The following is a 20,824-nucleotide window of genomic DNA, read 5'->3' as shown; positions in this document are numbered from 1 at the left end:
ATGCACCCCATCCTGAAACTGATCGCCCAGCGCCTTGCGCTGGGCCTTCTGCTGCTCTTCGCCGCCTCGGCCCTGATCTTCTGGGGCACCTCGATCCTTCCCGGCGACGTGGCGCAATCCATTCTCGGTCAGTCCGCGACCCCCGAGGCGCTCGCGAACCTGCGTCGCGAGCTTGGTCTCGACGAACCGGCGCTCAGCCGTTACTTCACATGGCTCGGCAACTTCCTGCAGGGCGATCTCGGCACGGCGCTGACCAATGGCCGCGACATCGCCGAAAGCCTCGGCACGCGGCTCAAGAACACGCTGTTCCTCGCCTTTTGGGCCGCGCTGATCGCGGTGCCGCTGGCAATCTTTCTCGGCCTCATCGCCGTGCGCTTCAAGGACCGCTGGCCCGACCGGCTGATCTCGGCAGTGACGCTGACCACTATCTCGATCCCGGAATTCATGATCGGCTACCTGCTGGTCTACTGGATCGCGATCCAGCTTGGCTGGTTCTCCTCGGTGTCGATCATCAATGACAGCATGACGCTGGGCCAGAAGCTCAACGCCATCGCGATTCCGGTCATGGTGCTGATCCTCGTCGTGCTTGCCCACATGATGCGCATGACCCGCGCCGCGATCCTGAACGTGATGCAATCGGCCTATGTCGAGACTGCCGAGCTGAAAGGTCTCGGCATGCTCAAGATCATCCGCCGCCACGCCTTTCCGAATGCCATCGCCCCGATCGTGAACGTGGTGATGCTGAACCTCGCCTATCTCATCGTCGGCGTCGTCGTGGTCGAGGTGGTCTTTGCCTATCCCGGCATGGGCCAGTACCTCGTCGATCACGTCTCCAAGCGCGACGTGCCTGTGGTGCAGGCCTGCGGGCTCATCTTCGCCGCCGTCTACATCGGGTTGAACCTGATCGCCGACATCGTGTCGATCCTCGCGAACCCGCGCCTGAGGCACCCCAAATGAAGGCCGCGCAGTCATATCTTGCGAAAGCGCGGGGTTGCACTAGCGCACCGCACTCCGGCGCACCGACCCCCGCAAAGGCATGGGAGGCCATCGCATGAGGATCCCCCTCGGGGCTCTCATCGGCCTCTTCTTCACCGCGGTCTTCTTCCTGATGGCGGTCTTCGCGCCCTTGATCGCACCCTATGGCATGGCCGAAGTGGTCGGCGACGTCTGGGAGCCGTCCTCGCCCGAACACCTGATCGGCACCGACAGTATCGGGCGCGACCTGCTGACCCGGATGATCTACGGAGGGCGCACGACGATCTTCATCGCCACCGCCGCCACCATCCTCAGCTTCGTGACCGGCTCGGTGCTGGGCTTCTTCGCCGCCGTCTCCGGCGGTTGGGTCGACCAGGCGCTGTCGCGCTTCGTCGATCTCGTGATGTCGATTCCGACGCTGATCTTCGCGCTGGTCGTGCTGTCGGTGATGCCCTCGACGATCTTCATGCTGATCCTGATCATGGGCCTGCTCGACAGCACGCGGGTCTATCGCCTTGCCCGGGCCGTGGCTGTCGACATCACGGTGATGGATTACGTCGAGGCGGCGCGCCTGCGCGGCGAAAAGATCGGCTGGATCATCTTCCGCGAGATCCTGCCCAACGCGCTGTCGCCCCTGATCGCCGAGATGGGCCTGCGCTTCATCTTCGCGGTGCTCTTCGTCTCGACTCTGTCCTTCCTCGGTCTCGGCGTGCAACCGCCGCAGGCGGACTGGGGTGGCATCGTGAAGGAGAACAAGGAAGGCATCAACTACGGCATCCAGGCGGCACTCTACCCGGCCTATGCCATCGCCGTGCTGTGCATCTCGATCAACCTGGTGGCGGACTGGATCCTGAACCGCACCACCTCGCTGAAAGGAGGCCGCGGATGACCATCGACGCAAACCAGCCGCTTCTGAAGGTGCGCGACCTCAAGATCGGCGCGACGATCTACCCGCCGGGAGAGCGCCCGCGCGAGATCGAGATCGTGCATGGCGTCGATTTCGATCTCGAACGCGGCAAGGTACTGGGCCTGATCGGTGAATCCGGGGCCGGCAAATCGACCATCGGCCTCGCCTCGATGGCCTACGGGCGCGGCGGAGTCGAGATCACCGGCGGCGAGGTCTGGGTCAACGGGCGCGACATCCTGAAATCCGGCTTCCGCGACGTGCGCCGGTTGCGCGGGGCCGAGGTCACCTACGTCTCGCAATCCGCCGCCGCCTCGTTCAACCCGGCCAAGCAGATCATGGAGCAGGTCACCGAGGCCGCGATCTTCCAGGGCAAGTTCTCGCGCAAGGAAGCCGAGGCACGCGCGGTCGAACTGTTCCGCAAGCTCGGCCTGCCCGACCCCGAACGCATCGGCAACCGCTATCCGCACCAGGTTTCGGGTGGGCAGCTGCAACGCTGCATGACCGCCCTTGCCCTGTGTCCGCAGCCCGACCTCGTGGTCTTCGACGAACCCACGACCGCGCTCGACGTGACGACACAGATCGACGTTCTGGCGGCGATCAAGGAAGCGATCCACGACACCGGCGTCGCGGCGCTTTACATCACCCACGACCTCGCCGTGGTCGCCCAGGTCAGCGATCACATCATGGTTCTGCAGCAGGGCACTATGGTCGAATACGGCACCACCGACCAGATCATCAACGCCCCGCGCGAAGACTACACCAAGGCGCTGGTTTCGGTCCGCTCGATCCGCCACGAGGAAAAGCAGCCGACGCCCGAGCCGGTGCTGAAAGTCGAGAACGTGACCGCGCGCTACCGCGGCACCAGCTTCGACGTGCTCAAGGATGTCAGCGTCGAGTTGCACCCGGGCCAGACCCTCGCCGTCGTCGGCGAAAGCGGGTCGGGCAAATCCACGCTCGCGCGGGTCATCACCGGACTTCTGCCGCCGAAGACCGGACAGATCACCTTCGCCGGGCGGACACTGACGCCGGATCTCGCGGCGCGGCCTCTGGAAGACCTGCGCGAGTTGCAGATGATCTACCAGATGGCCGACACGGCGATGAACCCGCGCCAGACCGTCGGCACGATCATCGGACGGCCGCTGGAGTTCTATTTCGGCCTCAAGGGCGCAGAGAAGCAGAAGCGGATCCAGGAACTGCTCGACGAGATCGAGCTCGGCAGCGGCTTCCAGGACCGCTACCCCGCGGAACTGTCGGGCGGGCAGAAGCAGCGCGTCTGCATCGCCCGGGCGCTGGCGGCCAAGCCACGCATGATCATCTGCGACGAGGTCACTTCGGCGCTCGACCCGCTGGTCGCCGACGGTATCCTCAAGCTGCTGTTGAACCTGCAGAAGATCGAGGACGTGGCCTATCTCTTCATTACCCATGACCTCGCCACGGTGCGCGCCATCGCCGACAGCATCGCGGTGATGTACAAGGGCTCGGTCGTGCGCTACGGGCCGAAAAGCCAGGTCCTGTCGCCGCCTTTCGACGACTACACCGACCTGCTTCTATCATCGGTTCCGGAAATGAAACTGGGCTGGCTGGAAGAGGTCATCGAACACCGCAAGATGGAAAGCGCGGGGCACTAACCGAAGTTCAACTGTCCGCTTCGATCCGGAACGCGCTCGCCTTCTCGCGGACGTCGTCCGGGATCGGCTGCGCCGTTCGGCTATCGAGTGAAAGCATCACGCATTTGAACACGGTCTCGAAGGCAAGCTTGCGATCCGCCACGCGGCAAAGCCGATGTCGGAACGTCATCGACTTCGACCCGACGGCCAGGATCGCCGTCTCGAGATAGATCGAGTCGCCCGCCGACAATTCGGCTCGGAAGTCGCTTTCGGCATGAACGACGGCGAAGGACAATCGCCGCCCGTGTCGCATGTCCTGCGCCGTCAGCCCGAGTTCGGCCTGCAGGTTGAACACCCCATCCGAACAGGCGGCAAAGTAACGCGAGACGTTCATGTGCCCCAGAAAATCGCAATCCGCCGGGTCGACGGCGGCGCGATAGGTTATCATGGCGGTCATCTTCTGCGCTCCCGGGTCATTGGGGCCTGACAAATGCCTGTCGCGCGGCCTCGGCCTTCGAACGCATCGCGCAGCCCTCGGCGTGGTCGTTGAGCAGTCCCATCGCCTGCATGAAGGCGAAGACGGTGGTTGGTCCGACGAATTTCCAGCCGCGTTTCTTCAGCTCTTTCGACAGGGCAACCGAAGCGGGCGAGGTCGAGCGGCTTTGTGGCGGGGCGCCGTCGTCGGATTCGTAGCGCCACACGAAGTCCGCGAGCGATCCCTCGGCTTTCACCAGTTCGACGCAACGCTGCGCGTTGTTGATGACTGCGTCGATCTTGCCGCGGTGCCGGACGATGCCCGCATCCGCGAGCAGCCGGGCCCGGTCGGTGTCGTCAAAGCGCGCGACCGCGCCGAAGTCGAACCTTGCGAAGGCCGCGCGGAAATTCTCGCGCTTGGCCAGGATCGTGCGCCAGCTGAGACCCGACTGGAAACTCTCGAGACAGAGCTTTTCGAACAGCCGGGTATCGTCGCCGACCGGGTAGCCCCATTCGCGGTCATGGTAGTCGAAGAACTCCGGCGCCGCTGCACACCAGCCGCACCGCGGCTGCCCGTCCGGCCCTTCGACGAGCCTGCTCATGACCTGGCCGAACGCATTTATCGCCTCCTGTCCCCGCAATTCGGGATAGGCCAGCCCCGGTCGTCTGTCAAAGCTTCGGGCTTCTGGCGGACGCGTCAGGCCCCGTTGCGCTGGGTGCCCGCGGCCTTGCGCTTGCGTTTTTCGGCCAGCACCTCGCGTTGCGCACGCCAGGGATAGCGCGTGTCCTGCGGCACGGTCGACCAGTAGAGGTCGCCACCGTCGCGCCACGGGTCGACCACAACCCCGGCATCCCACGGATCGCCCTTGGCCGTGATCAAAGCCGTCGAGTGCTCGAGCCGAAGCGGGTTGCCGGCGTTGGCGATGGCGCGCTGGATGTCGAGGGTGCGGAAGTTCTCGGACTTCAGCCGCTTTTCCATGTCCTCGGCCCAGTGCCAGCACAGCCCGCGCGGCCGCTGGCCCGAGTTGACCTTGATGTTGTGAATGATCGGGGGGTCGGTGACACCGTAGCGGCTGCGCAACTCTCGCGGGTAGAGCAGCGAGATCCGCGCGGCGCGCGCGGCCTCTTCGGCATCGACGGAAGGGCCCAGACTGCGGATCAGCCCGGCCAGTGTCGCGATTTCCTGTTCGTCGGCGCTGGTCTCGACTGCCGACGGTGAGGCTTGCGCCACCGCGAGGCTGGGCGTCCCGGGCGCAACCTGAGGCCCCTGCTCCGCGCAGCCTGCGAGCACCGCGGCGCAAAGAACCGCCACGGCGGCTTTTCCGATGTCAGTCAGCATGTCACCTGCCCGTGCTGCCTCGTCCTGCGGGGTTGGTAGCGTGGACCTCTGCGCCTGTCGAGCCGCGAGACCAGTCAGGCCATCACGTTTCCGAGGACGCGCGGGCGAAACCGTCAGGCCGCTTCGACCGAGCTTTCGGTAACTTCCCAACGCTGAACGAAGGCGTTGAGCACCTCGCCGATCGCCGCCTCGCTGGCGCCGTTCGGTGCGACCTGCGCCACCAGTCCGCGCTTGCGGTCGTCGATGACCTGCGCGACGCGCGCGGCGACCCCGGCCTTTTCGAGCGCGTCGTTGTAGACCCGCGTGATCGCATGTTTCCTGAGATCGGGCTTGAAGATCTTGCCGACGGCGGTCTTGGGCAGTTCGGGCATGATCGTCAGATGCTTTGGCCGGGCGGCGCGCTCGTGCACGCGGCTCTGGCAGAACTCCATCAACTCAGCCTCGGTCACACTGGCTCCATCGACCAGTTCGACGAAGGCGCAGGGCACCTCGCCGGAATGCGCGTCGGGCTGGCCGATGGCACCCGCGAAGGCGACGGCATCGTGATGCAGCAGCGCCTCCTCGATCTCGGCGGGGTCGATGTTGTGACCCCCGCGGATAATCAGGTCCTTCGCGCGCCCGGTGATCCAGAGATAGCCGTCCGCGTCCACCCGGCCGAGGTCGCCGGTGCGCAGGAAGTCTCCGTAGAAAAGATCGCGGTTCTTGGCGTCCTCGGTGTAGGTGTGCCCGACGTAGACGCCCGGGTTCGACACGCAGATCTCGCCAACCTCGTCGGTCCCGGCCTCGATCGGGCCATCCTCGGTGGTCTTGTAGATCTTCACGTCGCAATAGGGGAACGGCACGCCGATGCTGCCGACCTTCTTCTCGCCGTCGACCGGGTTGCAGGAGACGAGACAGGTCGCTTCGGTCAGACCGTAACCCTCGACGAGCGTGACGCCGGTGGCTTTCTCGAAGCGCCGGAACAGCTCCAGTGGCAGCGGGGCCGAACCCGAGAACGCGGTCTTGACCGAACTCACGTCTGCATCGATGGGCCGTTGCATCATCGCCGAGATCGCGGTGGGTACGGTGATGATGAAGGTGACCTTCCAGCGCTCGACGAGTTTCCAGAAATTGTCGAAGACACCCTCGCCGCGGTACCCCTGCGGCGTCGGGAAGATGACATGCGCGCCCGAGACCACCGCTGCGATCAGGATCACGTGGCAGGCGAAGACGTGAAACAGCGGCAGCGGACAGATGATGTTGTCTTCTTCGGTGAAAAGGAGCTTGGTGCCGATCCAGCCGTTGTAGAGCAGCCCGGAATAGCGGTGCTGCGCCACTTTCGGCATGCCGGTCGTGCCGCCGGTATGGAAATAGCAGGCCACGCGATCTTCCTGCGGATCCTCGAAGGACAGCGACTTCGGCTGGCGCGAAAGCTCGGCCCGGAAGTTCAGGTATTTCGCCTGGTTCTTGACCTTCCGCTTGGGGCGGATCAGCGGCACGATCCACGACTTCGGCGGGGTCAGGTAGCTCAGCAGGTCAACTTCCAGCACGGTCGACACGTTGGGCGCCAGCGCCACCGCCTCGGCGGTCTTGTCGGCCACGTCGGTCTTCGGGAAAGAGCGCAAGGTGACGACGACCTTGGCGTTGGTCTCGCGCAGGATCGAGCCGATCTGCTCGGCGTCGAGCAGCGGGTTGATCGGGTTCACGATGCCCGCGACGGCGCCGCCGAGCATGGTGATGACTGTCTCGTTGCAGTTGGGCAGGACGTAGGCCACCACGTCGTCCGGACCGACCCCGAGGTTACGAAAGAGGTTCGCCGCCTGCGTCACCTGCGCGTGCAGATCGGTCCAGGTCAGCGTTTCCGCCTTGTCCGTCGGTCCTGAAAGAAGCTGGTAGCTTACCGCGCGGTGCGACGGGAACTTCTTCGCCGTGCGTTCGAGCATCGCGTAAAGTGTCTTGGGCAGGTCACGGTTGGACCACGGCATTTCCGCCTCGATCGCGTTGCGATCCTCGATACCGGCAAACGTCATCGGTCCTCCTCCCAAAGCCGAAAGGCGCACATCCTGCGCGAGCGGAAGGATGGCGGCGGTCCCCGGAAAGAGCAAGGGCGCGACGCCGGCCAACGTCGCGTAATCGCAAGGTCATGACGTGGCGTTCCGGCGACGATGTTGCCCGCGCTATTCCGCGGCCAGCCCGTCCGTGAACTGCAGTTGCGCGAGACGGGCATAAAGCCCGCCGCCCGACACCAGCTCGCCATGCGATCCGACGGCGACGATCCGCCCCTCGTCCATGACGACGATCCGGTCGGCCTTCTTCACCGTGGCGAGGCGGTGCGCGACGATGAGGGTGGTACGCCCGGAACTGACCTCGTCGACGGCATGCTGGACCGCGCGCTCGCTTTCCGCATCGAGCGCGCTCGTCGCTTCGTCGAGCAGCAGCACCGGCGCATCGCGCAAGATCGCACGGGCAATGGCGATGCGTTGTTTCTGACCGCCCGACAGCATCACGCCGCGCTCTCCGAGCCCACTGTCATACCCCTCCGGCAGGGCCATGATGAAGTCATGCGCCGCCGCCGCCTTCGCGGCCGCCTCGATCTCGGCATCTGTCGCGTCGGGGCGGCCGAAGCGGATGTTCTCGCGCGCCGAGGCAGCGAAGATCACCGGATCCTGCGGCACCAGCGCGACGTGACGGCGGAAATGGTCGCGCCGCAGCGAAGCGAGGTTGACGCCGTCGAGCGTGATGCGCCCGGTGTCGGGATCGTAGAATCGCAGGAGCAACTGGATGATCGTGGTCTTGCCCGCGCCCGAGGGGCCGACGAAGGCCACCGTCTCGCCTGGCGAAATCGACAGGCTCACATGGTCGAGCGCCTGCGTGCCGGGTCGCGCCGGGTAGGCAAACGACACGTCCTCGAAGTCGATGCGGCCGCGCACCGGGGGGGCCAGCTGGGCGGGGGTCGCGGGGTCGGAGACGGCGTCAATGCTGCGCAGCAGTTCCACGAGGCGCTCGGTCGCTCCCGCGGCGCGCTGCAATTCGCCCCAGATCTCCGACAGCGCCGCCACCGCGCCCGCGACCATGATCGCGTAGATCACGAATTGCACCAACGCCCCTGCGGACATGTCCTCGGCGCGCACGTCGCGCGCGCCGACCCAGAGCACCCCGACCACGCCCGAAAACACCAGGAAGATCACGATCACCGTCATCAGCGCCCGCGTGTTGACCCTGCGCATGGCGGCATCGAAGGATTTCTCGGTCACGCCGGCGAAGGCGCTCCGGCTAACGTTCTCATGGGTATAGGCCTGCACCGTCTGGACCGCGCCCAACGCCTCGGAAGCCTGACCCGAGGAGGCCGCGATCCAGTCCTGGTTCTCGCGGCTGAGAACGCGCAGGCGACGGCCCAAGGTCAGGATCGGCACCACGACGACCGGTACGATGAGCAGAACAAGCCCGGTCAGCTTGGCCGAGGTCAGCAGCATCAGGGCCATGCCGCCCACGAAGATCAGCAGGTTGCGCAAGGCGATGGATACGCTTGATCCGACCACGGACAGGATCAGCGTCGTGTCGGTGGTGATGCGGCTGAGAACCTCGCCGGTCATGATGCGCTCGTAGAACGACGGGCTCATCCCGATCACCCGGTCGAAGACCGCCTTGCGGATATCTGCGACGACCCGTTCGCCTAGACGGGTGACGAGCGCATATCGCAGGCCGGTGCCGATGGCCAGGAGCGCCGCGATTACGATGGCAGCGCCGAAATACTGATCGAGGATCACCGCGTCACGCGCGCCGAAGTTGTCCACCACGCGGCGCACCGCCAGCGGCAGCGTCAGCGAGATCATTGCCGTGCTGACCAAAGCCAGAGCGGCCAGCGCGATGAGACCCCGGTAGGGCAAAAGGAAAGGCCACAGGGCCCCCAGCGCGCCGATGCGACGCGATTTTTCGCGCTCTTCCTTGGTCTTGACGTCGGCCATGCGGTCTCCCTTCGGGTCCGGACTGAATAGTGGAAGGCCCGGATGCCGACAAGGCCGCGCGCGTTTGCGCGTCGATGTGACAGGGCGGCGCGCCGCAGCGATGCGCCCCGCACGCATCTGCGTATCCGGCACCCGAGATGCCTTGATCGCACCCGCATTCGTAAATATAAACTTAAGTGACGCAACCTGAACGATAAGCCGCCGGCATCGTCCATGCGTCCCGAAACTCTTGGGATGGCTGCAGACATGCTCGAAAGACCTCCGTCGAGTGCCCGCCCTTGCCCCGCCGCCCGCCGCTGCGAAAGGCGCGCGCGGCACGGTATCTCCCTATGACGTCTGTCGCGACAATTTTGGCCGAAAGCCGGGGACCACGCCTGCTGCGCGCGCACAACAGGCTCGCGTTCTGGATCGCCGTCCTGGTTGCCGCGGTTGCCGCCGCGGTTCTCGTTTTCGGCTGGGGTCTCGGCATCGACCGCATGACCCGCCTGCTGCCCGGATTCCCCGCAATGGTAATGCCCACCGCGGCCAGTCTTCTGGTCGGCGCGCTCGGGACCATCGCCGTCGCGACGGACGCGCCGCCACCTGTCGCTGCGGGCTGCGGCATCCTGGTCGCGGTCACGGTGGCGCTGGGGCAGTGGTCGTCGTCCGGCTTCACCACCGATGCCTCCGGCGACGCCATGTCGATGGCCACGCAGCTGGCCTGCATGGTGCTGGCGCTGAGCCTCGTGGCCCAGGGGCTGCGGAACGTGCGCTGGCTCGGACCGGTCTGCGACACCTTGGGGCTGGCGCTCTGCGGCGTTCCGCTGGTCGGTTACCTGCTGACCGGCCATCCGCTTTTCGGCACGACGTTTTTCGCCGCGATGGCGCTGCATACGGCGCTCGCGTTGTTCCTGCTGTTCTTCGCCCTGCTGTTGCTGCGGCCCGAGCACGGCTGGACCCGCGTTCTGCTGGCGCCCGAGGCCGGCAGCAAGCTGGCGCGCCGATTGCTACCGGTACATGCCACGCTGATCCTCGGTCTGTGCGCCGCCGCTTACCACTTCCAGCTTGGCAACGGCGTCGATCTGGCGCTGCTCGTTTCGATCCTGGCCTTCACGCTCATCGCGCTGAGTTGCCTTGCGCAGATCTACTATGCGAGCCGGGTGAACCTGTCCGAACGGCGTGCCGCGGAGGCCGAACGCGCTTACCGCGACAGCGAAAAGCAGCGGATGGTCGACAAGATCGACGATCTGCGCAGACAGCGCACCGAAAGCCTCGGCCAGCTCGTGGACGGCGTGGCGCACGACTTCAACAACCTACTCGAAATTATCACTAGCAACCTCGATATAATCGCGCTCGAGAAGGATCAGAGCCGGATAGATGCACACATTAAGTCCGCCAGAAAGGCCGCAGGAGAGGCGGCGCGGCTGACCTCCAAACTGCTCAACTACGCCGGGACAGCGCCGCTCGATGCCGTGCGGGCCGCGCCCGACAGGCTGATTGGCGACGCGCTGGAGATGTTCCGCAGGGTCTGCCCGCCGAACATCTCGATCGACGTCGATCTGCGTGCCGGAAGCGCCGAAGCCAGCATCGACCCCGCCGTTTTCCAGCAGGCCCTGCTCAACGTATTGAACAACGCCCGTGACGCGATGTCCTCCGGTGGTGTTCTGCGGGTTGCCAGCGCGGTCGAGGAATTCCGTGCCGACGAACGGACCGCCAATGACGATGCCGCGCCAGACGTTGGGCGCGATGGGACTTATGTCACGATCAGCATCGGCGACACCGGAACCGGCATGAGCGCCGAAGCCCGCGCACGCGCCACCGAGCCCTTTTTCACGACGAAGGACGCAGGCATGGGCTCGGGCCTCGGCCTGTCCATGGCGCGCAGCTTCAGTGAGCAGTCGGGCGGCGCCATGACGATAGAAAGCGAACCGGGCACCGGGACCGAAGTGACCTTCTGGTTTCCTGCCGTGGGACATGCCACGGCGATACCCGCGCCGGAACCGGCCAGAACCGCCGCCGTACCCTCCACCAAGACGCGCATCCTCTTCGTCGACGACCACCCTGAAGTGTCGCACGTTCTTGCGCGAAAACTCGAACGGATGGGATTTGACGTCATCATCGCGACCGACGGCGAAGACGCGCTGTCGCTGTTGACCACTGGCATCAACCCGGACCTCGTGATCTCGGACGTTGCGATGCCCGGGCGGGTGCAGGGGGACATGCTGGCTGCCGGCATCGGCGAGCTTTACCCCGACCTGCCGATCATCGTGATCTCGGGCCGGGCCCCGAGGTCCTCGCAGTTCTTCGACGCGAAGGGACGCCCCATTCCCTTCCTGGGCAAGCCGATCGACGTCAGCGCGCTGCGCACCGCGATCCACGAGGCGCTCGGGGACCGGAAGTCCTGAGCCTGCTCAGCCCTGATCGCGCAGCCAGTCCATGACGGCGGGGCGCACCGACATCTCGCCGCGATGCCGCGCCCCGGCGATGATCTGGCGCACCTCGTCGAGATTCGAGCGTCGCAGCAGGCTCTTGACCGGCCCGATCGAGGCCGGGCGCATCGACAGCGTGCGGAACCCGATGGCGGCAAGGCACATCGCCTCGACAGGGCGCCCGGCGTCTTCGCCACAGAAGGACAGCGGCGTGGAAGCCTGCGCACAGCGTTCGACGACCCGCTCGAGAAAGCTGAGGAATGAGACGTTGAGCGTGTCGTAGCGCCGCCGCACGCGTTCGTTCTCGCGGTCCGCGGCGAAGAAGAACTGCTTGAGATCGTTGCCGCCGATCGAGATGAAGTCGACTTCCTCGAAGAACTTGTAAGGCGCATAGGCAAGGCTCGGGGTTTCGAGCATCGCGCCGACTTCGACTTCGGAGGGCAGGACGTGACCAAGGCTTTCCTCTGCCGCCAGCGTCTTGTCCAGCAGGCGGCGGGCCTCGCGGAACTCCTCGAACTGGGCGACGAAGGGAAACATCACCGTCAGCGGGCGCCCGTTGCAGGCCCGGATCAACGCCTGCAGCTGCATACGCATGATCCCGGGCTTGTCGAGCCCGACCCGGATCGCGCGCCAGCCCAACGCCGGGTTCGGCTCGTCATTGGGCTTCATGTAGGGCAGCACCTTGTCCGAGCCGATATCGAGGGTGCGGAACTGCACGCGCTTGCCGCGCGCGGAATCGAGCACGCGGGCATAAAGCGCCACCAGCTCCGAGCGTTTCGGCATCTGGTTGCGCACCAGGAACTGCAGCTCGGTCCGGAACAGACCCACGCCCTCGGCGCCCGAACTCGGCAGGGACGGCAAGTCGGCCATGAGTCCTGCGTTCATGTGCAGCCCGATGGTGTGCCCGCAGAGCGTCTCGGCGCGCTTGTCGCGGATCGAAGCGTACCGTTCCTGCGCCGCGGCCAGCATCGCGATCTTGTCGCGGAAGGCGGACTTCACATTGTCCTCGGGCCGCAGATGGACCACGCCCTGCTCGCCGTCGACCATGATGTGATCGCCGTTCAGCGCCTCGGCGGTTATGCGCTCGGCATGAACCACCAGCGGGATCGCCAGCGCCCGGGCGACGATGGCGGCATGGCTGCCGACCGAACCTTCCTCAAGCACGATGCCGCGCAGCGACCGGCCGTATTCGAGCAGTTCGGCCGGCCCGATGTTGCGCGCCACCAGGATCGGGTCGGCGGGCATGTCGGCGCCGGTGTCGCGCCCCTGGCCGGTCAGGATCCGCAGCAGGCGGTTCGACAGGTCGTCGAGGTCGCTCAGGCGTTCGCGCAGGTACTGGTCCGAGACCTGCCCCATGCGCGCACGGGCCAGCGACTGTTCCTTCTCGACCGCCGCCTCCGCCGACAGACCGCGCCCGATGTCCGCTTCCATCCGGCGCATCCAGCCCTTGGAGTTGGCGAACATCCGGTAGGCCTCGAGCACCTGGATCTGGTCGCCGTCGCCGCCTGCGACCTCGAGCATCTTGTCGACCCCGACGCGCAGCTGCTCGACGGCGTCGAACAGGCGTTCGAGTTCACGCTGCGGGTCGTCGGCGATGGGGTTTGTCACGACAACGCGCGGCTCATGCAGCCAGACGCGCCCCTCTGCGGCACCTTCCTGTCCCACGGTGCCGCGAAACATCACCGGCTGCGAATGCCGCGCCGACATCGCCGCGCCCTCGCCAACAAAGGCGCCAAGCTCGGCCATCTCGGCGATGACCATCGCGACGACCTCGAGCGCGTAGACCTCGTCGGCGGAAAACTCGCGCTTGATCTTGGACTGGACCACGAGCACACCGAGTGCCTCGCCGATGCGCTGGATCGGGATTCCGAGGAAGCTCGAATAGATCTCCTCGCCGGTTTCGGGCATGTAGCGAAAGCCCTTGGCCGATGGCGCGTCGGGCGTATTGACCACCTGCCGGCGCTTGGCCACGCGACCCACCAGGCCTTCGCCGAGCCGCATCCGTGTCTGGTGGACGGCCTGCTTGTTCAGCCCTTCCGTGGCGCAGAGCTCGAGCGTTTCCTCGTCTCGGAACAGGTAGATCGAGCAGACCTCGCAGCGCATGCTGTCGGCGATGAGATGCGTGATGCGGTTGAGACGCTCCTGCCCGGCCTCGTTCGAGGCCATCGTGTCGCGCAGCCGTCCCAGCAGCTTGCGGGACTCGGTCTCAAAACTTTCCGCCATGCCAGCGCCCGCTTTGCAATCCGCAGTCTGCCGATCCCGCAGGGACCTCAGGCTGCCTTCTCAAGCTCGAAGGCATCATGCAGGGCCTGCACCGCGAGTTCCATGTATTTCCGGTCGATCAGCACGGAAATCTTGATCTCCGACGTGGTAATGACCTTGATGTTGATGCCTTCAGCCGAAAGCACCTGGAACATCTTCGCGGCAACCCCGGTGTGGCTGCGCATGCCGATCCCGACGACCGAAACCTTGGCGACGTCGGTGTCGGCGATCACCTCGGCAAAGTTTATGACGCCCTTCTCCTTGGCCTCCTTGACCGCCTTCTGCGCCCGCATCACCTGGTCGGTCGGACAGGACCAGGTCATGTCGGTGCGGCCTTCCTCGGCGATGTTCTGAACGATCATGTCGACGTTCACGCCACCCTCGCTGAGAGCGGTGAAGATCGCCGCGGCGATACCGGGCCGGTCGGCCACGCTGACCAGCGTCATCTTCGCCTCGTCGCGGCTGAACGCGACCCCTGCCACCACGTTGCTTTCCATGATTTCGTCCTCGTCGCAGACCAGCGTTCCGGCTTCGTCCGACTGTTCGTCGAAGCTCGAAAGCACCCTGAGTTTCACCTTGTAGCGCATCGCCAGCTCGACCGAGCGGGTCTGGAGCACCTTGGCCCCGAGGCTCGCCAGTTCGAGCATTTCCTCGAAGGCGATCTTGTCGAGCTTGCGCGCCTTCGAGGTGATCCGCGGATCGGTGGTATAGACACCGTCCACGTCCGTGTAGATGTCGCAGCGTTCGGCCCCGAAAGCCGCCGCGAAGGCCACCGCCGTCGTGTCGGACCCGCCCCGGCCCAGCGTGGTGATGCGGCCCTCGGGCGACAGGCCCTGGAACCCCGCCACGACCGCCACGCGCATTCCGGCGCCGAACCGGCCCATGATGTTGTCGGTCGGGATCTCCTCGATCCGGGCCGCGGAATGGGCGGAGGTCGTCTTGACCGGCACCTGCCAGCCCTGCCAGCTGCGCGCGGGAATATCCATTTCCTGCAGCGTCAGCGCCATCAGCCCGGCGGTCACGTTCTCGCCCGAGGACACGACGGCGTCGTATTCGCGCGCGTCGAACAGCGGCGACGTCTCGTTGACCCAGCCGACAAGCTCGTTGGTCTTGCCCGACATCGCCGAGACGATCACGATCACGTCGTAGCCCTTGGCCACCTCGACGCCGACCCGCTTGGCGGCACGCCGGATCCTGTCCAGCGTCGCCACCGAAGTGCCGCCGAATTTCATCACCAGAACCGGCATGGAGTCCCCATCTTCAATACAGCGCGCGGTTTACGCGAGGGTGCGGACGGGGGCAAGAGAGAGCGTTCCGGAGACCGCGCCTAAGCCGGCATTTTCAATTAGAAACCTGCGCGACAATCGTCAGGATCTGTGGGACTTTGGTGGCAGTTTCAAGAAGGGAGTTCTAGCAGGTGTCCAGCCCACACGAACACATTCACTATGCAAGGGTGTCATTTGATCCCCGATCAGAACGACGGGTGCATCCTGACCACGACGACATTATGCTTCTGGCGGCACAATTCATCGCAGATCAAGAGTTGATGGAATTCACCAACAATGTGTGGATCGCAAATGGTTTTCAGGAGCGATACGCCACCGACTATCCCGAACTTGCGCAGCATCCACTTCTACATGCGCGATGATTTGCCGGGAAGCCTGTACTGGACAAGGCTTGGAGAGGCTGATGCACCCTCATTTGGCTTCTCCGTCATCTTCTACTTGACAGAACGGCTGGCGGATCTCGATCAACTGGAACGGAAGCCGCGAACCGCGGAAGATCACAACCAGTCTTTTTTTCGGAGACACCGGAGCTGAGACTGCAGCAACCGAGACGAATTACCAATCATCAAAAAAGCCCCGCCGCTCGGCGGGGCCCTTCGCATTTCGCTTGTCAAAGGCTCAGTTGTTGTAGAGCCCGATGTGCTGTCCCATGGCGACCATGTCGGCGAGAAGCTTCGCCGCGTCGTCGACCGGGCCGGGTTCGTTGACGTAAGTCTCCTTGGCCTGCTCGTAGGCGGCCTTGGCCTCCTCGACCATCGCCTTGACGTCTTCGGCGGTCACGTCGCCGCGTGGCAGCGAGCGTTCGGCCAGCACCGTGACGCCCTCGGCACCGATCTCGGCGAAGCCGCCGGTGACGACGTATTCCGCCTCGCCGTCCGGGCCTTCGGCGCGCAGGACGCCGGGGCGCAGGGTGGTGATGGTCGGCGCATGATCCGGCATCGCCGTCATGTCGCCGTCGGCGCCAGGGATCTGCACCGCGCGCACCTTCGTGCTGGCGAGGCGCCGCTCTGGCGACACGAGGTCGAACTGCATTGTCTCAGCCATGTTTCAGGTTCCTCAGGCTGCTGCCGCGGCCATGCGCTCGGCCTTGGCCTTCACCTCGTCGATGCCGCCGACCATGTAGAAGGCGCCTTCGGGCAGGTGATCGTATTCGCCGGCGACAACCGCCTTGAAGGACGAGATGGTGTCGGCCAGCGGCACCTGCACGCCGTCGGAACCGGTAAAGACCTTGGCGACGTCGAACGGCTGGCTCAGGAAACGCTGGATCTTCCGGGCACGGGCCACGGTCAGCTTGTCCTCTTCCGACAGTTCGTCCATGCCGAGGATCGCGATGATGTCCTGAAGCGACTTGTAGCGCTGCAGGATCCCCTGAACGTCACGCGCCACCTTGTAGTGCTCGTCCCCCAGGATCGCCGGGTCCATCAGGCGCGAGGTCGAGTCGAGCGGGTCCACGGCCGGGTAGATGCCAAGCTCGGAGATCGCGCGGCTGAGAACCGTGGTCGCGTCGAGGTGGGCGAAGGTCGTGGCCGGGGCCGGGTCGGTGAGGTCGTCCGCGGGAACGTAGACGGCCTGGATCGAGGTGATCGAGCCAGCCTTGGTCGAGGTGATGCGTTCCTGCATCGCGCCCATGTCGGTGGCCAGCGTCGGCTGGTAGCCCACGGCCGACGGGATACGGCCCAGAAGCGCCGACACCTCGGAGCCCGCCTGCGTGAAGCGGAAGATGTTGTCGACGAAGAACAGAACGTCGGTGCCGGACTGGTCGCGGAACTGCTCGGCCAGCGTCAGGCCGGTCAGGGCGACGCGGGCACGGGCCCCCGGCGGCTCGTTCATCTGGCCGTAGACCAGCGCCACTTTCGAGTCGGTCAGGTTGTCGGGCACGATGACGCCGGATTCGATCATCTCGTGGTAGAGGTCGTTGCCCTCGCGGGTCCGCTCACCCACACCGGCGAAGACCGAGAAGCCCGAGTGCACCTTGGCGATGTTGTTGATCAGTTCCATGATCAGAACCGTCTTGCCCACGCCGGCACCGCCGAAGAGGCCGATCTTGCCGCCCTTGGCGTAGGGTGCCAGCAGGTCGATCACCTTGATGCCGGTTTCCAGCACTTCCGAGGCGGTCGACTGGGACGCGAAATCGGGTGCGGGCTGGTGGATCGGACGCTGCTCGTCGGCGTTGACTTCGCCCTGCTCGTCCACCGGCTCGCCGACGACGTTCAGAATGCGGCCGAGCGTTGCGTTGCCCACCGGCACCGAGATCGGGCCGTCCGTGTCAGTCACGGGCTGGCCGCGCACGAGGCCTTCGGTGGAGTCCATCGCGATCGCGCGCACGGTGTTCTCGCCGAGGTGCTGAGCGACCTCGAGCACGAGCGTCTTGCCCTGGTTGTCGCAGGTCAGCGCGTTGAGAATTTCCGGCAGGGCATCCTCGAACTGGACGTCAACGACGGCGCCGATGACCTGGGTGATTTTTCCGACTGCATTTGCCATGTCGTGTCTCCGATTTGTCTTACAGCGCTTCCGCGCCGGAAATGATTTCGATCAGCTCGTTGGTGATGACGGCCTGACGCGAACGGTTGTATTCGATCGTGAGCTTGTCGATCATCTCGCCGGCGTTGCGCGTCGCGTTGTCCATCGCGGACATGCGTGCGCCCTGCTCGGATGCGCCGTTTTCCAGCAGCGCCGAGAAGATCTGCGTCGCCACGCCGCGCGGCAGCAGGTCGGCGAGGATCGCCTCCTCGGACGGTTCGTAGTCGAAGAGCGTGCCGGCCTCGTCGCCGCCCTCTTCCTCTTCGAACTTCGCCGGGATGATCTGCTGCGCGGTCGGGATCTGCGAGACCACGTTGACGAACTTCGAGTAGAAGATCGTCGCCACGTCGAATTCGCCCGCGTCGAAACGGCCGAGGATGTCTTTGGCGATGCCTTGCGCATCGGCGTAACCCACGCGCTTGACCTCGGACAGGTCGACGTGGCCGACGAGGTTCTTGCCGAAGTCGCGCTTGATCTGGTCGCGGCCCTTCTTGCCGACGGTCAGGATCTTGACCTCCTTGCCCTCGGCCAGAAGCTCGCGCGCCTTCTGCTTGGCGAGACGCGCGATGTTGGTGTTGAAACCGCCGCAGAGCCCGCGTTCGGCCGTCATGACCACCAGCAGGTGCACCTTGTCGCTGCCGGTCCCGCTAAGCAGCTTCGGTGCCGTGTCCGACCCGCCGACCGAGCCGGCGAGACGAGACATGACCGCGTTGAAGCGCTCGGTGTAGGGGCGCGACTGCTCGGCGGCCTCCTGCGCGCGACGCAGTTTCGCCGCGGCGACCATCTGCATCGCCTTGGTGATCTTGCGGGTCGACTTGACCGACGCGATCCGGTTTTTCAGGTCCTTGAGGTTCGGCATATGCCCAGCCCCTCCTTAAGAGAAATCGGCGGCGAACTCGTCGATAGCTGCCTTGAGCTTGTCCGCGGCCTCGTCCTTGATCTTCGGATCTTCCTTGGTGATCCAGTCGAGAAGGTCCTGGTGCTTGGAGCGCAGGTGCGACAGCAGGCCCTGCTCGAACCGGCCGACCTCGTTCACGTCGATCTTGTCGAGATAGCCGTTGGTGCCGGCAAAGATGACGGCGACGATCTCGGCGTTGGTCAGCGGCGAGTACTGCGGCTGCTTCATCAGTTCGGTCAGGCGCGCACCGCGGTTCAGAAGCTGCTGGGTTGCGGCGTCGAGGTCAGAGCCGAACTGGGCGAAGGCCGCCATCTCGCGGTACTGGGCCAGCTCGAGCTTGACCGGACCAGCAACCGATTTCATCGCGTTGGTCTGGGCAGAGGAGCCCACGCGCGACACCGACAGACCGGTGTTCACAGCAGGGCGGATGCCCTGATAGAAAAGCTCGGTCTCGAGGAAGATCTGGCCGTCGGTGATCGAGATCACGTTGGTCGGAATGAACGCCGACACGTCGCCGCCTTGTGTCTCGATGATCGGCAGCGCCGTCAGCGAGCCCGCGCCATGCTCTTCGTTCAGCTTGGCCGAACGCTCCAGCAGGCGGGAGTGAAGGTAGAAGACGTCGCCCGGGTAGGCTTCGCGTCCGGGCGGGCGGCGCAGAAGCAGTGACATCTGGCGGTAGGAGACGGCCTGCTTGGAAAGGTCATCGTAGATGATCAGCGCGTGACGGCCGTTGTCGCGGAAGTGCTCGGCCATCGCGGTGGCGGAATACGGTGCGAGGAACTGCATCGGCGCCGGCTCGGAGGCGGTGGCGGCCACGACGATGCAGTAGTCGATGGCGCCGGTCTCTTCGAGCTTCTTGACCAGCTGCGCCACGGTCGAGCGCTTCTGGCCGATCGCGACGTAGACGCAGTACATCTTCTTGCTCTCGTCGTCGCCGGCGGCCTTGTTGACCGACTGCTGGTTCAGCATGGCATCGAGAGCGACGGCGGTCTTGCCGGTCTGGCGGTCGCCGATGATGAGCTCGCGTTGGCCGCGGCCGATCGGGATCATCGAGTCGACGGCCTTGAGGCCGGTCATCATCGGCTCGTGCACCGACTTGCGCGGGATGATGCCCGGCGCCTTGACGTCGGCGATGCCGGTGGTGTCGGTCTTGATCGGGCCCTTGCCGTCGATCGGGTTGCCGAGGCCGTCGACGACGCGCCCCAGAAGCGCGTCACCGGTCGGCACCGACACGATCGAGTTCGTGCGCTTGACGGTGTCGCCTTCCTTGATGTCGCGGTCCGAGCCGAAGATCACGACGCCGACGTTGTCGGCTTCGAGGTTGAGGGCCATCCCCTGAATGCCGCCCGGGAACTCGACCATCTCGCCGGCCTGGACGTTGTCGAGGCCGTAGACCCGTGCGATGCCGTCACCGACGCTGAGCACGCGGCCGACCTCGGCCACTTCGGCTTCCTGGCCGAAGTTCTTGATCTGGTCCTTCAGGATCGCAGAAATCTCTGCTGCTTGGATACCCATTTATCCGACCTCTTTCATTGCATTCTGGAGGGAGTTCAGTTTCGCGCGGATCGAAGTGTCGATCATGCGCGAACCCACTTTGACGACAAGACCGCCGATAAGGCTTTCATCGACGGTCGCATTCAGGGTCACGGTCTTGCCGGTGCTGGCGGTGAGCGTCTTGGACAGCTTCTCGGCCTGCGACTTGGTCAGGGCCTTGGCCGACACCACGTCCGCGGTCACCTCGCCCTTTTCCTCGGCAATCAGCGCGCGTAGAGCGGCGATCAGCTGAGGCAGGACGAACAGGCGGCGCTTGGACGCCATGAGGCGAAGCGTGTTGGCCATAGTCTGCGACAGGTCCATCTTGTCGACGATAGCCGAAATCGCACCGGTCTGCTCTTCGCGCGAGTAGATTGGCGAATGGATCAGGTCGCGCAGGTCCGCGCTGTCCGAAATCGCCGCGCCGAGCGCGTCGAGATCCGACTCGACGTCCTTGACCGAATTGGAATCCTTGGCGAGATCGTAGACAGCGGTTGCATAGCGCTCTGCTATGCTCGTGGAAATCGAGGCTGTTTCGGACACGTCCACCCTTCCGATGTTCTGGCCCCGGGTATGCGAAACGCTCGCGTCACCGGGGGTGTTGGCGCGACTTGAATATGATCAAGACGTCGAAATCAGGGGGGATGTAGCAGACCGATTACCGCCCCGCA

The 20,824-nt window shown here is 65.0% G+C and carries 16 protein-coding genes; 4 read left to right on the top strand and 12 right to left on the bottom strand.

The window, feature by feature from the left end:
- The 3 genes from R5H30_RS17690 to R5H30_RS17680 all read left to right on the top strand — a co-directional run bounded on the left by R5H30_RS17690 (position 1) and on the right by R5H30_RS17680 (position 3,510).
- Positions 1-957 carry an ABC transporter permease gene (locus tag R5H30_RS17690; protein WP_318329911.1) on the top strand — a complete coding sequence of 319 codons (957 nt, stop codon included), beginning with the start codon at positions 1-3 and terminating at the stop codon, positions 955-957.
- A 94-nt stretch (positions 958-1,051) separates the two neighbouring features.
- Positions 1,052-1,864: an ABC transporter permease gene (locus tag R5H30_RS17685; protein WP_318329910.1), complete on the top strand. Its 813-nt coding sequence runs from the start codon at positions 1,052-1,054 to the stop codon at positions 1,862-1,864.
- A complete protein-coding gene (locus tag R5H30_RS17680; RefSeq protein ID WP_318329909.1) occupies positions 1,861-3,510 on the top strand; it encodes an ABC transporter ATP-binding protein in 1,650 nt (549 codons plus the stop codon). Before R5H30_RS17685 ends, R5H30_RS17680 begins: the two co-directional genes overlap by 4 nt.
- Positions 3,511-3,517: 7 nt before the next feature.
- Here the strand turns inward: R5H30_RS17680 and R5H30_RS17675 are convergent, their stop codons facing one another.
- The 5 genes from R5H30_RS17675 to R5H30_RS17655 all read right to left on the bottom strand — a co-directional run bounded on the left by R5H30_RS17675 (position 3,518) and on the right by R5H30_RS17655 (position 9,246).
- Positions 3,518-3,946 (bottom strand): acyl-CoA thioesterase, encoded by a 429-nt coding sequence (locus R5H30_RS17675; protein WP_318329907.1) that lies wholly within the window; start codon positions 3,944-3,946, stop codon positions 3,518-3,520.
- Between the two features lie 16 nt (positions 3,947-3,962).
- On the bottom strand, positions 3,963-4,565 hold the full coding sequence (locus tag R5H30_RS17670; protein ID WP_318329905.1) for a DNA-3-methyladenine glycosylase I: 603 nt from the start codon (positions 4,563-4,565) through the stop codon (positions 3,963-3,965).
- A 95-nt stretch (positions 4,566-4,660) separates the two neighbouring features.
- Positions 4,661-5,302, bottom strand: a complete 642-nt coding sequence (locus R5H30_RS17665; RefSeq protein WP_318329904.1) for a hypothetical protein — start codon at positions 5,300-5,302, stop codon at positions 4,661-4,663.
- Positions 5,303-5,415: 113 nt separating this feature from the next.
- A complete protein-coding gene (locus R5H30_RS17660; protein ID WP_318329902.1) occupies positions 5,416-7,311 on the bottom strand; it encodes an acyl-CoA synthetase in 1,896 nt (631 codons plus the stop codon).
- Positions 7,312-7,458: 147 nt separating this feature from the next.
- Complete coding sequence (locus tag R5H30_RS17655) at positions 7,459-9,246, bottom strand: ABC transporter transmembrane domain-containing protein (RefSeq protein WP_318329901.1); 1,788 nt, start codon at positions 9,244-9,246, stop codon at positions 7,459-7,461.
- Between the two features lie 329 nt (positions 9,247-9,575).
- Between R5H30_RS17655 and R5H30_RS17650 the strand changes: the two genes are divergently transcribed.
- The gene (locus R5H30_RS17650; protein WP_318329900.1) at positions 9,576-11,630 is read left to right on the top strand and encodes an ATP-binding protein; all 2,055 of its coding nucleotides are present in this window, start codon (positions 9,576-9,578) and stop codon (positions 11,628-11,630) included.
- A gap of 6 nt (positions 11,631-11,636) precedes the next feature.
- Here the strand turns inward: R5H30_RS17650 and ptsP are convergent, their stop codons facing one another.
- From ptsP to R5H30_RS17615, 7 genes are all read right to left on the bottom strand, one after another.
- Entirely contained in the window at positions 11,637-13,877 is a 2,241-nt protein-coding gene (gene ptsP, locus R5H30_RS17645; RefSeq protein ID WP_318329899.1) for a phosphoenolpyruvate--protein phosphotransferase, read from the bottom strand.
- A gap of 47 nt (positions 13,878-13,924) precedes the next feature.
- Complete coding sequence (locus tag R5H30_RS17640) at positions 13,925-15,163, bottom strand: aspartate kinase (protein ID WP_318329898.1); 1,239 nt, start codon at positions 15,161-15,163, stop codon at positions 13,925-13,927.
- A gap of 657 nt (positions 15,164-15,820) precedes the next feature.
- Entirely contained in the window at positions 15,821-16,246 is a 426-nt protein-coding gene (locus tag R5H30_RS17635) for a F0F1 ATP synthase subunit epsilon (RefSeq protein ID WP_318329897.1), read from the bottom strand.
- Positions 16,247-16,258: 12 nt separating this feature from the next.
- Complete coding sequence (gene atpD, locus R5H30_RS17630) at positions 16,259-17,683, bottom strand: F0F1 ATP synthase subunit beta (protein ID WP_318329895.1); 1,425 nt, start codon at positions 17,681-17,683, stop codon at positions 16,259-16,261.
- Between the two features lie 19 nt (positions 17,684-17,702).
- Complete coding sequence (locus R5H30_RS17625; RefSeq protein ID WP_318329894.1) at positions 17,703-18,581, bottom strand: F0F1 ATP synthase subunit gamma; 879 nt, start codon at positions 18,579-18,581, stop codon at positions 17,703-17,705.
- A 15-nt stretch (positions 18,582-18,596) separates the two neighbouring features.
- On the bottom strand, positions 18,597-20,135 hold the full coding sequence (atpA, locus tag R5H30_RS17620; RefSeq protein ID WP_318329893.1) for a F0F1 ATP synthase subunit alpha: 1,539 nt from the start codon (positions 20,133-20,135) through the stop codon (positions 18,597-18,599).
- Entirely contained in the window at positions 20,136-20,696 is a 561-nt protein-coding gene (locus R5H30_RS17615) for a F0F1 ATP synthase subunit delta (RefSeq protein ID WP_318329892.1), read from the bottom strand.
- Positions 20,697-20,824: the final 128 nt, after the last annotated feature.

It is taken from the genome of Roseobacter sp. FCG-D35 (genome assembly GCF_033436665.1).
Taxonomy (GTDB): Bacteria; Pseudomonadota; Alphaproteobacteria; order Rhodobacterales; family Rhodobacteraceae; genus JAWQFO01.
The sequence above is the reverse complement of the archived record's forward strand: the minus strand, read 5'-3'. Positions and strand labels throughout refer to the sequence as shown.